The organism is Rhodoferax sp. RT4P68 (genome assembly GCF_056521305.1).
In genome coordinates, this window is the sequence record NZ_JBWMBB010000031.1 from 1 (window position 1) to 15,086 (window position 15,086).

Consider the following 15,086-nt stretch of genomic DNA (forward strand, 5'->3'; position numbering starts at 1 on the left):
CGTGCGCTGTTCGTCGCGCTGGAGGATTGGGTCGTGCGTGACACCGCGCCACCAGCCAGCCAGGTCCCCAAGCTGGCAGACGGCACGCTGGCCCGGCCGGACCAGCTGGTATTCCCGGTCATGAAGGGCCTGAGGTTGCGCACGGACCCGATCAGTGTGGGGCCGTTGTATGACCTGCTGTACCTCCAGTTCGCGAGCATCGAACCAGATCCCGTCCGTAGGGCGCAGCTGGTGCAGGGCTTCCTGATCGCTAACGGCCTGGACGGCAACGCCTTGGTCAACGTCGGCGGCTACGACGCCATCCCCGACTTCAACTACCTGGCGCGCTACAACAGCTTTCCGCTACTCGACTTCGGACCGCAGTACATCGCGCAGGACGAATCCGGCATCGCAACGCTGCTGCCGCCCTACACCACCGGCCGCGACTACGCCATCCTCGTGCCGCAGGTGGACTCCACCACGGGGCTGGCGAAGGCTGGCATCAAGAGCGTCGAAGCACGTGCGCCGCTGGGTACCAGCATCGAGTTCAACTACGTCGCGACACCCGGCATCGTCGATCTGTCCAACCTGACGGGCAGCTTCATTCCGTTCCACACCACCGAGTTCGACCGCATCTCGGCGGGCGACACGCGGCCTTCACTGGAGTCGCTGTATGGCAACCAGGCCGGCTATGTGGCCGCGGTGACGCGGGCGGCCAACGACCTGGTGGCCGAGCGCTTTTTGTTGCAGCGCGATGCGGTGCTGCGCATCGAGCAGGCTTTGACGCAAGGGGTCTTGCCGTAGCGTGCCGTCCGCTGCTGCGGCGACAAGCCCGCGCGTCAGTCCTGCGCGAAGCGCCACTGCAGCGCCAGGCGCATCGACTCCCCTTGCGCCAGCACCCGCAGCCCCGGGCGCCCCGGCATGTGGAAGGCATCGATCGGGTGCGTGATCGGTTCGAAGCACAGCGCCGGGCCCTGGGGCGGGCGGTAGACCAGGCAGCAGGACGCGCCGGCATCCGGCTCGGGCGTGGCAAGGTGCAGCCGCATCCGGTGCTCGGGCCAGTGCAAGCTGGCCTGGCCCTGCCAGCCGCTGTAGCCGTTGTCGATGAAGCTGCCGTGCGCTGGAATGCCGGCGTTCAGGTCCCAGTCCGCGGGCAACGCCTGCGTGTGGCCGGTCGGGATCGGGTCGTCGCCACTGAGCCACACGCCATCCACGCCGGCCTGCACGCGCAGGCCCGGCGTGCGCGCAAACCACGGGTGCAGCCCCAGGCCGTAGGGCAGCGGCGCATCGCCCAGATGCCGCACCTCGACTGATTGGTCCAGCCCGCCTTGCACCAGGCGCAGGGTCTGGGTGGCCGCGTAGGCGTAGGGGTTGCCGTCGAAGTGATGCGATTGCAGTGTCATGCGCACGGTGTCTTCCGCCGGCTGCACCAGGGCCCAGGGCTGCAGCCACGCGTCGCCGTGGATCGGGTAGGGCTCGCCCGCGCGGTTCGGCCGCATGGGGTGAAAGCGCCCGTCCTGCGTGAAGCCGCCCTGGCTGATGCGGTTGGACCATGGCAGCATCGCGAACGATGCCGTGCGGTACAGGTCGGGCGTGCCGTCCCAGGGGCGCCACAGGTCGAACGGGCCGTCCGGCGTCGTGCAGCGCCAGGCCGCGACGGCGCCGCCCAGCGAGGGCAGCAGGCCGAGTTCCTGGCCGGCATGGCGCAGCCAGGCGATGGGGTGGGTCACGGCAGATCCTTCAGGTGTCGAGTCGCGTTGCGCTGCGCGCTGGCCGGTGGCGGCGCGGCGCACGTTCATGCGGTGCCGAACCGATGGGCTGGCCGGCCGGGGCTGTCCAACTCCAGCGCGAAGAGGGCGCCGGCCAAGGGTTGCGCAGCGCGGGCTGCAGCGCCCAGCCCGGTCGCGGCGCTGGTGACGAACAGCGTGCGCAGGTCCGCCCCGCCGAACGCGCAGCTGGTGATCTGGCGCGCGGGCAGGGCGACGCGGCACAGTTCGGCCGCGCTGTCGGGGTCGTGGCAACTGACGCAGCCGCCGCCCCAGTGCGCGATCCACACGCGGCCGGCCGCATCGGTGCACATGCCGTCCGGCACGCCGTCGTCCGCTGCCAGGCGCAGCCAGGGCCGGCGGCGCGACACGCGGCCGGCCGCAGCGTCGACGTCATACGCCAGCACCATGCCCTGCACGGTGTCGTTGAAGTACATGGTGCGTCCGTCCAGTGACCAGGTCGGGCCGTTCGTCACGGCGAAGCCGCTGTCGTGCCGGGTGCAGCTGCCATCCGCGTCGAAGCGGTACAGCGCGCCCGTGGTCGCCACGCAATCGAAGTCCATGCTGCCGGCCCAGAAGCGGCCCTGCGCATCGCACTTGCCGTCGTTGAAGCGGTTGCCCGGCGGCTCGCCTGCAGGCCGGTGCCATGCGGTCAGCCGGCCGCTCGCCGGGTCGAAGGTTGCAACACCGCGCCGCAGCGCCAGCAGCAGGCCGGCGCCATCGGCACGCTCGGCCACGGCCGACACCTCGTCGTCGAACTCCCATTGGGCGCGCGCTCCATCAGGCCACTGCCAGCGGTGCAGGCGCCGGCCCAGGATGTCGACCCACCACAGTGCCTGGTGCTGCGGCGACCACAGCGCGCCCTCGCCGAGCGAGGCGCCGGCGTCCCACAGGCAACGCGGGGGCGACAGCACACGGGGCGCGGGCAGTGGGGAGGGAGCAACGGCAGGCATGGGAGAAGGGCTTGACGCGGCGGATCGTATCAAGGCACAGTCATCATGAAAAGACATGAGATCGAAAATAATCGATATCAATTTCAGTATGTCAGAACACCAGCCCGGAGCCAACACCATGCGCCAAACTTCCTCATACCCCAGCCTGCTCGGGCGCAACTGCTTCGTCACCGGGGGCGGCAGCGGCATCGGCGCGGCCATCGTCCGCGCGCTGGCAGCGCAGGGCGCGCGCGTGGCCTTCGTCGACATCGCGGCCGAGCCCAGTCAGGCACTGGCCACTGCAGTGGAAGGGGCGGGATTCGACACGGTCTGGTGGCGCACCTGCGACGTGCGCGACATCGGCGCGCTGCAGGCCGCCATCGCCGATGCACAGGCCGCGCTGGGCGACTTCTCGGTGCTGGTCAACAACGTGGCCAGCGACGACCGCCACACGCTGGAATCGGTCACGCCGGCCTACTACGACGAGCGCATCGCGATCAACGAGCGGCCGGCCTTCTTCGCGATCCAGTCCGTGGTGCCGGGCATGCGCCGGCTGGGCGCGGGTTCGATCATCAACCTGGGTTCCACCGGCTGGCAGGGCAAGGGCACGGGCTACCCGGTCTATGCGATCGCCAAGTCGTCGGTGAACGGCCTCACACGCGGGCTGGCGCGCACGCTGGGCGCCGACCGCATCCGCATCAACACCGTGTCGCCGGGCTGGGTCATGACCGAGCGGCAGATCAAGTTGTGGCTGGACGCGGAGGGCGAGAAGGAATTGGCGCGCAACCAGTGCCTGCCGGGCAAGCTGGCGCCACACGACATCGCGGCCATGGTGCTGTTCCTCGCGTCGGACGATGCGGCGATGTGCACGGCCCAGGAGTTCAAGGTGGACGCGGGCTGGGTGTGAGCTTTTCCGTCCAGCTCGCCAAGAGTTTCCAGGGGTAGACGCCATGCCCAGAACCGCCACCAAGACGGCTAAGGCGCGAGTGACTCCCTACGACGTGGCAGACCATCTGCGCACGCCCGAGGAGATGGTGGCCTACCTCGATGCCTGGCTCGACGAAGCGCCGGACGCCGCCGCCGGCATTGCCAAAGCGATTGGCGACATCACGCGCGCCAGAGATGTGGGCCATGTCGCGAAGGGCGTTTCATGAAAAGCTGGGCTGTGCCGCCGCTCGCAGCATGCATGCCGCCACAGGGTGCGTGCCCTGCGCAACTTGGTTGACGCCGGCAGCTGGTGCCCGTGGCAAGATCGGGCGCGCTCCCTGTACAGACATGTAACAAGGGCGCTACTTCACGGCAGTTTTCGTACTGGATGAACAGCACTTGTATTCAAGAAAAAATCTTATGTATCAAATACTTGGCGCCGGATGGAGCCACCCTGTTACGGCACGGTTGGATGTGATCAAGCGCTGCGTATCACGCTCGACAACACGTTAAGCAGGGGCGATGTCGTTAAAGACCCTAGTTCTCGTCGTCGTCGGCCTTATGGCCTTGCAAACGTTCGTCATCATTGCCGTGACGCGAGCGAATGAAAAGTTTTTCTTGGGCAAACCGGCTACGCACTATGCGAATGTGTTAAGTGAGCTTGCGAAAACCAAGCCGGCGGCGGCGTTTGCAATCCGGAGTTGCTACGGCTTATTCTTGCTTGAATTGCTAGCAATCGTTGTCGCCAAGTATGTTTTTGGTCTTTCTGCTTAACCTCTCATTGCAGCCGACCTGCGCCAGCTCCGCTGGCTGGTCGGCTGAATTCAAACGTTGGGCGCCATAAACACACCGCCCCTACTTGAAGCAGCCATTCAAACAGATGACACCTGCGGAATTTCGAATCCAACTGCTTCGATTGCCCTCGGAAGAAATCGTCGAGCAGTTCATCCTTACGAACGAGCCAGGGCCGCACACGACTGCGGAAGCTCTGGCCGATCTGGAGTCGCGCATTCGCGCAAAATTTGACCTTGCAAATGGGCAATCGCTTTCGACAGTAGTTGTTGGATCAGCAAAGCTGGGCTTCGCCTTCCTCGACAAACCAGGCCGAGAGGGCCGGCCGTATCAGCCTGCTTACCGTGCGTATCGCCCAGGCCAATCAGACATCGATGTCGCAATCGTCAGTCCAACGCTTTATGGCAAGCTGTGGCATGATCTTGCCAGATATGGTGTGAATCAATCCAGTTTTCCCTGGCGTTCGGACTTGTCTGCTTACATGCTACATGGGTGGATACGCCCCGATAAATTCCCCGTGGCAGCACCGCAAAGATGTACGGACTGGAAGGAGCTCATCAACGAAGCTTCCCGATCTCCGCACTTTAGGTATAAGAAGCTCCGGTGCGGAATATTCCATTCTATCTACTTCCTGAAAATCTACCAGCAACGCGGCGTAATCGCCGCTCAACAGGCAGAGCGCGTCGCATGAAAACATCCCCTTCAAGCCTTAAAGTTCGTCATATCATTACTCTGACTAAAGAGGGCAAGCTTGTACCGCGGCCCGATTTCCAACGACGCTTGGTATGGACCTCTTCTGACAAGATTCGCTTCATCGATACAATTCTTCGGTCGTATCCCTTTCCTGAGATATACGTTGCGAATGGAGCGGTCAATGTTGATACGGGAGAAGGAACCCAACTCCTAGTTGATGGTCAGCAGCGAGTTACCACTATCGTGGCGTACTTCCAAGGTGATCCGAATACCTCCGGTGCGACCATCCCGCCTTATGCGGCGCTGGAGCGAGAGCAGAAGGAAGAATTTCTCAACTACGACGTAGCTGTCAGAGACCTGGGCTCGGTCACAGTCGATCAGATTATCGAAGTCTTCAAACGTATAAACTCTACGAAATACGATCTCAATGAAGTTGAGGTAAATAATGCTGTTTACGCAGGCGAGCTCATGCGTCTGGCCGCAGCATTTGCAGAGAACGACTTCTTCGATACCCACAAGGTCTTTCGAAGTACGGATATCAAGCGCATGGGAGACGTTCGGTTCATACTGCAGGTCCTGATCACCTACCTAGCCGGTTACTTCAATCGAGATGACCTGTTTGAGGAGTTTTTAGGGGACTACAACGACCAATTCCCCCAGCGCGATGAAGTGAGCAAACGTCTCGCCGCTACTATCGCATTCATAGACGAGTGCGGGTTTTCTAGCCGATCCAGGATCTGGAAGAAGTCTGACCTATTCACTTCCCTAGTCCAACTGGATATTGCCCTCCAAAGCGGAAATGCGCCGTCACCAACTGAGACAGTGGAGCGCCTTGAGAAGTTATTTCGTAAGGTCGATGACGAGGGCATGGACTCTAATGATCCCGCGATTTCTATGTATGCAAAGGCATCCATACAAGCTTCGAATGACCGACTCAATAGGATTCGAAGGGGCGTAGTGATGGAAGCCGTTCTCGCCAATGTCGAACCAAAGCAGGCGCTAGAGAAGCAAGGCCTACTCTGATCAATGCGGAGAATGACGCCTAACCCTTCGTTGGAGCCGACCTGCTCCGGTAAGGCGCAATTGCCCATCATTTCATTCTGAGTCAACTGCGCTTTGCCTCCGCAGGCGGCTCAGCTCAAACGTTGGGCGGCAGAAAAAGCCGAGTGCTGGAGCTAATCAGTAAATGATCGAAGAACACTACAAGTGGATGAGAAAGGCTGTTGAACTCGCAGCCCAGTCAGTATCCGAATCGAACCGAAACGATCCGACGCCTGCTGTTGGGGCAGTAATCGTCAAGAACGGTGTCGAAGTCGCCTCGGCCTTTCGCGGCCAGTGCGCCCCTGGGAACCACGCTGAGAAGTGTGCAATTGAGTCTGCTAATGGGGCAGATTTGCAAGGCGCCGTGGTCTACACAACCCTTGAACCGTGCAGCCGTAGAAACCAGCCAAAGATCGCATGCGCGAAACGCTTGATAGACCAAGGGATTGGCACTGTTTACATTGGCCTCTACGACCCCAATCCCAAGATCTACAGAGAGGGTTGAAAAATGCTGCGAGACGCTGGCGTTATTCTGCGGGACTTTCCGGCAGATCTGCGTAACGAGTTGCGGGATATGAACAGGCCATTCCTAGAACAGTATCGATCCAACAGAAATCGCAGCGGATTGGCGACCTTCGATTACGTCCGATCCCCTATTTTCTCTATTGGCGAACCGCCCATAACCATCGATACGAAATGGTCACATGCAGCGTCCGGCGTGATTCACGCATATTCGGAGCAGGGAAAGATTGCTCTCGCTCGTTACGCAAAAGCACTTGATGAGATCGATGATCCATCCGCGATGGATTTTGTTCCAGAAAAGCATGCCGTCACTGCGAATGAAGGAGATGTCGTAATTTTTCGCGGCAATAGAGAGCAAATCTTCGCCGCCGTGAGGGTCGAGCAAGTTCTTTCATTGGATCGAGGAGATGACCGTAATGAGGTCTCCTTTTCTTATGAAATCCGAGTAATAGATATCAGTGGCCCTTTGGAGAGCCTCTTTGCGCAAGAGCCATGAATGGCGCGTTGCCGACCAACAACAGCTTCGAGCCGACGTCCTTGCCTACACTTCGCTCGGACAAGGCTGCGGCTCAAGCTGCGCGTTGGGCGTCATAAGTGAAAGCCCATCCGCCCTTCACTCCACCTTCCGCCCATACACCGGCAAACATGCCGTCTTCAACGCCTTCATCAGCAGCTGCGCCCCCGGCGACAGCATGCGGTCGCTGCGCGTGATGAAGCCGAAATCGTCCATGTGGCAGGGCATCTCCAGCGGCACGATGGTCACGATGCCGTGGGCGGCGTAGTAGCGCGCGACCTCGGTGGACACCACGCACAGCATGTCGCTTTGCTGCAGCATGCGCGTGATGAACAGCAGCGCCGCCGTCTCGATCACGTCCATCGGCGGCTTGAGCCCCGCCTCCTGGAACATCAGCTCGAAGCGGTGCCGCAGCACGCTGCCGGCCGGCGGCACGATCCAGCTGGCGTTCACCACATCGGCCAGCCCCAGGCCTTGCGCAGCGGCCAGCGGGTGCCCCGGCCGCGCCACGGCGCACACGGGCTCGCCAGTCAGCGGCTCGTAGCGCAGGTTGGACTTGTCTTCTTCGGCGAAGAAGCGGGCGACCAGGATGTCCAGCCGGCCCTGGCGCAGATGCTCCAGCAGCACCGGGCTGGTCTCGATCTCCAGCACCACGCGCAGGCTGGGCTGCTCGCGCTTGACCATGGCAATGGCCGAGGGCAGCAGCGCCAGCGCCGGCGAGGTGATGGCGCCCACGCCGACCTGGCCGTAGCGCCCCGCCTTCAACGCCGTCAGTTCCTCGTGCGCCTGGTTCAGGCTGGCCAGTGCCTCGCGCGCATGGCGGATCATGGTCTCGCCATACCAGGTGGGCCGCATGCCGCGCGGCAGACGCTCGAACAGCGGCACCTCCAGCATGTCCTCCAGGTCCTTGAGCAGCTTGGACGCCGCCGGCTGCGTCATGTTCAGAAGGCGTGCCGCAGCGTGGATGTTGCCCTCGTCCGCCAGGGCCGCGAGCAGCAGCAACTGCCGCGTCTTCAGCCGCGCGCGCAGGAACCAGTGCGCATGCTCGGTCGCCGCCGTCACAGGGTTTGCCCGATGTGCTTAACGATATCTGTTTTCATCAAAATACTATTGGATAGATACACGTTTAATTCTTACACTGCGAACCGTGCGTTGGCAACCAGCCACCTTCCGGCGTCCACGCATGCCACAAGGAGACAAACCGATGCCTATCACCCGTCGCCACATCGTCGCTGCTGCCGCAGCCCTTTCCGCCGCTGGCTTGCATGGCCCGCTGTTCGCCCAGAAGAAGATCGTCCTGGGCTTCAGCCAGGTCGGTGCCGAAAGCGAATGGCGAACCGCCAATACGGAATCGCCGCCGCCAAGGACGCGGGCATCGAGCTGAAGTTCTCCGACGCGCAGCAGAAGCAGGAGAACCAGATCAAGGCCATCCGCGCCTTCATCGCACAAAAGGTCGACGTGATCGCCTTCTCGCCCGTCGTCGAATCGGGTTGGGACAACGTGCTGCGCGAGGCCAAGGCCGCCAAGATCCCGGTGGTGCTGACCGACCGGGCCGTCAACTCCAAGGACACCTCGCTCTACGTGACCTTCATGGGTTCGGACTTCGTGGAAGAAGGCCGCAAGGCTGGCCGCTGGCTGGTCGACAAGATGAAGGGCCAGGCCGGCGAAGTGCGCATCGTCGAGCTGCAGGGCACGGTCGGTTCGGCGCCTGCCATCGACCGCAAGAAGGGCTTCGAAGAAGTCATCAAGGCCGACCCGAAGTTCAAGATCGTGCGCTCGCAAACCGGTGACTTCACGCGCGCCAAGGGCAAGGAGGTGATGGAAGCCTTCCTGAAAGCCGAGGGCAAGAAGATCAATGTGCTGTACGCACACAACGACGACATGGCCATCGGCGCGATCCAGGCCATCGAAGAGGCCGGCCTCAAGCCCGCCAAGGACATCGTGATCATCTCCATCGACGCCGTGAAGGGCGCCTTCGAAGCCATGATCGCCGGCAAGCTCAATGTGTCGGTGGAATGCAGCCCGTTGCTGGGCCCGCAGCTCATGACGGCGGTGAGGGACATCCTGGCCGGCAAGACGATTCCCAAGCGCATCGAGACGGTCGAGAGCATCTTCCCGATGGAGACCGCAGCCGCCGAATTCCCCAAGCGCAAGTATTGATCGCTGCCTTTCCACGAACCCACAACAAGAGACATCCCATGAAGCGCACTTTCCTCAAGACCCTCGCAGCCTGCGCCGTCGTGCTGGCCCTCACCCCCTGGGCGCAGGCCCAGGACAAGGGCATGGTTGGCATCTCGATGCCCACCAAGTCATCGGCCCGCTGGATCGACGATGGCAACAACATGGTCAAGGTCCTCAAGGAGCGCGGCTACAAGACCGACTTGCAGTACGCCGACGATGACATCCCCAACCAGCTCGCGCAGATCGAGAACATGGTGACCAAGGGCGCCAAGGTGCTGGTGATCGCCTCCATCGACGGCACCACGTTGTCCAAGGCGCTGCAGAACGCAGCCGACAAGGGCGTGAAGGTCATCGCCTATGACCGGCTCATCAAGGGCTCGAAGAACGTGGACTACTACGCCACGTTCGACAACTTCCAGGTCGGCGTGCTGCAGGCCGGCTCCATCGTCGACGCGCTGGGCCTCAAGCAGGGCAAGGGCCCGTTCAACATCGAGCTGTTCGGCGGCTCGCCTGACGACAACAACGCCTTCTTCTTCTACGACGGCGCGATGAGCGTGCTCAAGCCCTACATCGACAGCGGCAAGCTGGTGGTGCGCAGCAAGCAGATGGGCATGGACAAGGTGGGCACGCTGCGCTGGGACGGCGCCGTCGCGCAGGCGCGCATGGACAACCTGCTGTCGGCCTTCTACGGCAATGCCAAGGTCGATGCCGTGCTGTCGCCCTACGATGGCCTGTCCATCGGCATCCTGTCGTCGCTCAAGGGCGTGGGTTACTGCAGCAAGCAGACGCCTTGCCCCGTGGTGAGTGGGCAAGACGCCGAGGTGCAATCGGTCAAGTCCATCCTGCGCGGCGAGCAGTACTCCAGCATTTTCAAGGACACGCGCGAGCTGGCCAAGGTGGCAGCCAACATGGTGGACGCCGTGGTCTCGGGCAAGACGCCGGAGGTCAACGACACCAAGACCTACAACAACGGCGTGAAGGTCGTGCCCTCGTACCTGCTCAAGCCGGTCACGGTGGACAAGACCAACTGGGAGGCGACGCTGGTCGGCAGCGGCTACTACAAGGCTTCGCAGATCAAGTAAGCCCGCAGGCGAACGGCCATGCGCACGCTGCTGGAGATGCGGGCCATCCGCAAGACCTTCCCCGGCGTCGTGGCGCTGGACCGGGTCGACCTGGACATCCGCGAGGGCGAGATCCACGCCCTCGTGGGTGAGAACGGCGCTGGCAAGTCCACGCTGATGAAGGTGCTGTCGGGCGTGTACCCGCACGGCGAGTACGAAGGCGAGATCGTCTACGACGGCCAGCCCCAGCGCTTCGGCGGCATCCACGACAGCGAGGCGGCCGGCATCATCATCATCCACCAGGAGCTGGCGCTGGTGCCCATGCTCTCGATTGCCGAGAACATCTTCCTGGGCAACGAGGTGGCCACGCGCGGTGTGATCGACTGGATCGCCGCGCACCAACGCACGCAGACCCTGCTGGCCAAAGTGGGCCTGCGCGAATCGCCCGAGGCGCCTGTCGGTGACCTGGGCATGGGCAAGCAGCAACTGGTGGAGATCGCCAAGGCGCTGTCCAAGAAGGTGCGCCTGTTGATCCTGGACGAGCCCACGGCCAGCCTGAACGAGAACGACAGCCAGGCGCTGCTGGATCTGTTGATCGGCCTACGCGCGCAGGGCATCACCTGCATCCTCATTTCACACAAGCTCAACGAGATCGCGCGCGTGGCCGATTCGGTGACCATCCTGCGCGACGGCAGCAGCGTGGAGACCATCGACTGTCAGGGCACGCCGGTCAGCGAAGACCGCGTGATCCGCGGCATGGTGGGCCGTGCGATGGCCGACCGGTATCCGCCGCGCGCGCCGAAGATCGGCGCCGTGGGCTTCGAGGTGCGCAACTGGTCGGCCCGGCACCCCGAGCACGCGGACCGCGATTTTCTGAAAGACCTGAGCCTCACCGTGCGCCACGGTGAGGTGGTCGGCATCGCCGGGCTGATGGGCTCGGGCCGCACCGAGTTCGCCATGAGCGTGTTCGGCCGCAGCTGGGGCCGGCAGGTGCGCGGGCAGGTGCTGATGGAGGGCGCGCCGGTCGATGTGTCCACGGTCGGCAAGGCCATCGCTCAAGGCCTGGCCTACGTGACGGAGGACCGCAAAGGCGCGGGCCTGGTGCTGGACGAAAGCATCCAGTTCAACACCTCGCTGGCCAACCTGCCCGGCGTCTCGCGTGGCGGCGTGATCGACAGCGAGCAGGAACACGCGGTGGCCGAGCGCTACCGCAAATCCATGCGCATCCGCACGCCCAATGTGCTGCAGAAAACCGTCAATCTCTCGGGTGGCAACCAGCAGAAAGTGGTGCTGGGCAAGTGGCTGTTCACCGAGCCGAAAGTGCTGATCCTGGACGAGCCCACACGCGGCATCGACGTCGGCGCCAAGTACGAGATCTACGCGCTGATTGCAGAACTCGCATCGCAAGGCCGCTGCGTGATCGTGATCTCGTCGGAGATGCCCGAACTGCTGGGCATCTCGGACCGCATCTACGTGATGAACGAGGGCCGCTTCGTGGCCGAGATGCACACGGTCGAGGCTTCGCAGGAACGCATCATGGCTGCGATCCTGAAGGCCCACGCGCCGAAACAACAAGAAGCCGAGACATGACCGAAGACACCTTGCCCACCCGCACCGCGCCCGCCGCTGAAGCGCCCACCCTGGGCAGCTACCTGCGCCACAACTTCCGCGAATACGGCATGTTGCTGAGCCTGGTGGCGATCATGGTGTTCTTCCAGGTCATGACCGACGGCACGCTGATGCAGCCGCTGAACCTGACCAACCTGGTGCTGCAGAACAGCTACATCGTCATCATGGCGCTGGGCATGTTGCTGGTCATCGTGGCCGGGCACATCGACCTGTCGGTTGGTTCGGTCTGCGGCTTCGTCGGAGCCGTGGCAGCCGTGCTGATGGTGCAGTACGAATGGCCGGTGCTGCCGGCCGCGCTGGCCTGCCTGGTCGTCGGCGGGCTGATCGGCGCGGCGCAGGGCTGGTTCGTGGCCTATGCGCGCATCCCGTCCTTCATCGTCACGCTGGCCGGCATGCTGGTGTTCAAGGGGTTGGCGCTGGCCGTGCTGGCAGGGCAATCGGTGGGGCCGTTTCCCGAGGTCTTCCAGGGCCTGAGCTCAGGCTTCATTCCTGACCCGTTCGCCGCGCCGCCCACGCCGGGGCAGCAGAGCCTGCGCGTCTTCACGTTGTTGCTGGGCGTGGCCGCAGCGCTGTTGTTCGCGTGGACGGGTTGGCGCGCACGCCAGCGCCAGCGCGCCCACGGCATCACCAGCGAGCCGGGTGGCTTCTTCGTGGCGAAGACCTGCGTGTTCGCCGCGCTGCTGATCGGCTTCTCGTGGCTGCTGGCCTCGTACCGCGGCCTGCCCAATGTGCTGGTGGTGATGGCGCTCTTGATCCTGCTGTTCGACTTCGTCACGCGGCGCACCACCATCGGCCGGCGCGTCTACGCGCTGGGCGGCAAAGAGAAAGCCGCACGTCTGTCGGGCATCGACACGAAGCGCCTGTCCTTCCTCACCTTCGTGAACATGGGCGTGCTGGCCGCGCTGGCGGGCCTGGTGTTCGCGGCGCGGCTAAATACGGCCACGCCCAAGGCCGGCCTGGGCTTCGAGCTGGACGTGATCGCGGCCTGCTTCATCGGCGGGGCCTCGGCCTCGGGTGGCGTGGGCAAGGTCATGGGCGCGGTCATCGGCGCCTTCATCATGGGCGTGATGAACAACGGTATGTCCATCCTGGGCATCGGCATCGACTACCAGCAGGTCATCAAGGGGCTGGTGCTGCTGGCGGCCGTGTTCGTGGACGTGTATTACAAGAACAAGGCATGAGCCTTCAGCCCATTCTGGAGCTGTCGGGCATCACCAAGCGCTTCGGCGACATCGAGGTGCTGCGCGATGTGCAGCTCAAGCTCTACCCCGGCGAAATCCACGCACTGATGGGCCAGAACGGGGCGGGCAAGTCCACCCTGATCAAGGTGCTGACGGGCGTGTTCCCGGCCAGTGCTGGCGAGATCCGGCTGGGCGGCCAGGTGGTGCGGCCTGGCTCGCCGATCGCCGCGCAGCACCTGGGCATCAGCACGGTCTACCAGGAGGTGAACCTGTGCCCCAATCTCTCGGTGGCCGAGAACATGTTCGCCGGGCGCTACCCGCGCTGTGGGCTCTTGCAGGGGCGCCGTATCGACTGGGCGGCCGTGCATGCGCAGGCACGCGAACTGTTGGCACGCATCGGCCTATCCATCGACGTGACGCGGCTGTTGTCCAGCTACCCCGTGGCCGTCCAGCAGATGGTGGCGATCGGCCGCGCACTGGGCGTGAAGGCGCAGGTGCTGATCCTGGACGAGCCCACCTCCAGCCTGGACGACGACGAGGTGCGCAAGCTGTTCACCGTGTTGCGCCAGCTGCGCGACGAGGGCCTGGCCATCGTCTTCGTCACGCATTTTTTGAACCAGGTCTATGCCGTGTCCGACCGCATCACGGTGCTGCGCAATGGCATGTGGGTCGGCGAGTGGCCAGTCGCCGAACTGCCGGCGCCCGCTTTGATCGCGGCCATGCTGGGGCGCGAGCTGGCCGCAGCGCAGGCCCGCACGGCGCCGCCGCCGATGGCAGACACGGGCGCTGCGCCGCTGCTGCGCGCGGAAGGCCTGGGCCAAGCCACGCAACTCTACCCGCTCGATCTGCAGGTGCGCGCAGGCGAGGTCGTAGGCCTGGCCGGCCTGCTGGGCGCGGGGCGTACCGAACTCGCGCGACTGCTATTCGGCCTGGAGACACCCGACCGTGGCACCCTGCAGATCGACGGCAAAGTCGTGCGTTTCGCGAGCCCGTCCGACGCCATCGCTGCTGGCCTCGCCCTGTGCCCCGAGGAGCGCAAGACCGACGGCATCGTGGCCGAACTCTCGGTGCGCGAGAACATCGCGCTGGCCCTGCAGGCGCGCATGGGCGTGCGCAGGTTTTTGTCGCATGCCGAGCAGACGCGGCTGGCCGAGCGCTTCGTCGCGCAGCTCGGCATCAAGACCACCAGCATCGAGACGCCCATCGGCCTGCTGTCTGGCGGTAACCAGCAGAAGGCGGTGATCGCGCGCTGGCTGGCCACCGCGCCGCGCCTGCTGATCCTCGACGAGCCGACGCGCGGTATCGACGTGGCCGCCAAGCAGGAAATCATGGAGCAGATTCTGCAGCTGGCTGAAGCCGGCATGGCGGTGGTGTTCATCTCGTCTGAGATTGCCGAAGTGGTGCGTGTGGCGCACCGCATCGTGGTGCTGCGGGATCGGCGCAAGGTGGGTGAGTTGCCGGCGGGCAGCAACGAGGACGACGTGTACGACATGATCGCGGCGGCTACATGAGACAACGCGAATCTGCGCCGGCGCTCTCGGGAACGAGGATTCAACTTGCCCTTTGGCACAACCCCCGGCCGTGCTTCTTGAACGTGCTGCAGATGGGTGGCCAGCTTGACCGGGGGCGGGATCAGGTTGCAAGGAGGAACCAAGCTTCGGGGTGGGCCCGCGCCGACGGTGTACTCCACTCCGCGAATGTCCCCCGGCCTTGCCCGCCTTGCCGGCCTGGGGCCGGAAAGGCGGGCAAAGCCTCCTCCTTTATTTCTACAGGGACTTCCCACCACGTCAACAACCGGTCATGGATTTTTTCTACAGGGACTTCCCACCACGTCAACAACCGGTCATGGATTTTTTCTTCCATTGATA

The 15,086-nt window shown here is 63.5% G+C and carries 16 protein-coding genes and 1 pseudogene; 13 read left to right on the forward strand and 4 right to left on the reverse strand.

The genetic code is table 11. The features are described from left to right. A partial coding sequence (locus AC099J_RS31155; RefSeq protein ID WP_479619193.1) for an alpha/beta hydrolase domain-containing protein occupies window positions 1–783 on the forward strand: 783 nt, incomplete at its 5' end. Between the two features lie 35 nt (window positions 784–818). Here AC099J_RS31155 and AC099J_RS31160 read toward each other — a convergent pair. Further along, a complete protein-coding gene (locus tag AC099J_RS31160; RefSeq protein ID WP_479619194.1) occupies window positions 819–1,709 on the reverse strand; it encodes an aldose 1-epimerase in 891 nt (296 codons plus the stop codon). Between the two features lie 65 nt (window positions 1,710–1,774). Continuing rightward, window positions 1,775–2,698 (reverse strand): SMP-30/gluconolactonase/LRE family protein, encoded by a 924-nt coding sequence (locus AC099J_RS31165; RefSeq protein WP_479619195.1) that lies wholly within the window; start codon window positions 2,696–2,698, stop codon window positions 1,775–1,777. Window positions 2,699–2,816: 118 nt separating this feature from the next. Between AC099J_RS31165 and AC099J_RS31170 the strand changes: the two genes are divergently transcribed. From AC099J_RS31170 to AC099J_RS31200, 7 genes are all read left to right on the forward strand, one after another. Next, a complete protein-coding gene (locus AC099J_RS31170) occupies window positions 2,817–3,584 on the forward strand; it encodes an SDR family NAD(P)-dependent oxidoreductase (protein ID WP_479619196.1) in 768 nt (255 codons plus the stop codon). 43 nt (window positions 3,585–3,627) lie between these two features. Continuing rightward, window positions 3,628–3,831: a hypothetical protein gene (locus tag AC099J_RS31175; RefSeq protein ID WP_479619197.1), complete on the forward strand. Its 204-nt coding sequence runs from the start codon at window positions 3,628–3,630 to the stop codon at window positions 3,829–3,831. Between the two features lie 295 nt (window positions 3,832–4,126). Further along, complete coding sequence (locus tag AC099J_RS31180; RefSeq protein WP_479619198.1) at window positions 4,127–4,378, forward strand: hypothetical protein; 252 nt, start codon at window positions 4,127–4,129, stop codon at window positions 4,376–4,378. Window positions 4,379–4,463: 85 nt separating this feature from the next. Continuing rightward, window positions 4,464–5,087, forward strand: a complete 624-nt coding sequence (locus AC099J_RS31185; RefSeq protein ID WP_479619199.1) for a hypothetical protein — start codon at window positions 4,464–4,466, stop codon at window positions 5,085–5,087. Then, window positions 5,084–6,112 carry a DUF262 domain-containing protein gene (locus AC099J_RS31190; RefSeq protein ID WP_479619200.1) on the forward strand — a complete coding sequence of 343 codons (1,029 nt, stop codon included), beginning with the start codon at window positions 5,084–5,086 and terminating at the stop codon, window positions 6,110–6,112. The genes AC099J_RS31185 and AC099J_RS31190 overlap by 4 nt, the downstream gene beginning before the upstream one ends. Before the next feature lie 163 nt (window positions 6,113–6,275). Beyond that, window positions 6,276–6,635 (forward strand): deaminase, encoded by a 360-nt coding sequence (locus AC099J_RS31195; protein WP_479619201.1) that lies wholly within the window; start codon window positions 6,276–6,278, stop codon window positions 6,633–6,635. A gap of 3 nt (window positions 6,636–6,638) precedes the next feature. Continuing rightward, entirely contained in the window at window positions 6,639–7,148 is a 510-nt protein-coding gene (locus AC099J_RS31200; RefSeq protein ID WP_479619202.1) for a hypothetical protein, read from the forward strand. A 117-nt stretch (window positions 7,149–7,265) separates the two neighbouring features. Here AC099J_RS31200 and AC099J_RS31205 read toward each other — a convergent pair whose 3' ends face one another. After that, entirely contained in the window at window positions 7,266–8,228 is a 963-nt protein-coding gene (locus tag AC099J_RS31205; RefSeq protein WP_479619203.1) for a LysR family transcriptional regulator, read from the reverse strand. Window positions 8,229–8,370: 142 nt separating this feature from the next. On the opposite strand from AC099J_RS31205, the pseudogene AC099J_RS31210 reads away from it, so the two are divergent. The 5 genes and pseudogenes from AC099J_RS31210 (at window position 8,371) to AC099J_RS31230 (ending at window position 14,729) form a co-directional block, all read left to right on the forward strand. Further along, a pseudogene (locus AC099J_RS31210) lies at window positions 8,371–9,326 on the forward strand (ABC transporter substrate-binding protein). A gap of 38 nt (window positions 9,327–9,364) precedes the next feature. After that, on the forward strand, window positions 9,365–10,429 hold the full coding sequence (gene chvE / locus AC099J_RS31215; protein WP_479619204.1) for a multiple monosaccharide ABC transporter substrate-binding protein: 1,065 nt from the start codon (window positions 9,365–9,367) through the stop codon (window positions 10,427–10,429). 18 nt (window positions 10,430–10,447) lie between these two features. Beyond that, window positions 10,448–11,998 (forward strand): multiple monosaccharide ABC transporter ATP-binding protein, encoded by a 1,551-nt coding sequence (mmsA, locus tag AC099J_RS31220; protein ID WP_479619205.1) that lies wholly within the window; start codon window positions 10,448–10,450, stop codon window positions 11,996–11,998. Further along, complete coding sequence (mmsB, locus tag AC099J_RS31225) at window positions 11,995–13,218, forward strand: multiple monosaccharide ABC transporter permease (RefSeq protein WP_479619206.1); 1,224 nt, start codon at window positions 11,995–11,997, stop codon at window positions 13,216–13,218. The genes mmsA and mmsB overlap by 4 nt, the downstream gene beginning before the upstream one ends. Next, on the forward strand, window positions 13,215–14,729 hold the full coding sequence (locus AC099J_RS31230; RefSeq protein WP_479619207.1) for a sugar ABC transporter ATP-binding protein: 1,515 nt from the start codon (window positions 13,215–13,217) through the stop codon (window positions 14,727–14,729). The genes mmsB and AC099J_RS31230 overlap by 4 nt, the downstream gene beginning before the upstream one ends. 121 nt (window positions 14,730–14,850) lie before the next feature. Here the strand turns inward: AC099J_RS31230 and AC099J_RS31235 are convergent. After that, on the reverse strand, window positions 14,851–15,086 hold a 236-nt coding region (locus AC099J_RS31235), incomplete at its 5' end, for a hypothetical protein (RefSeq protein WP_479619208.1).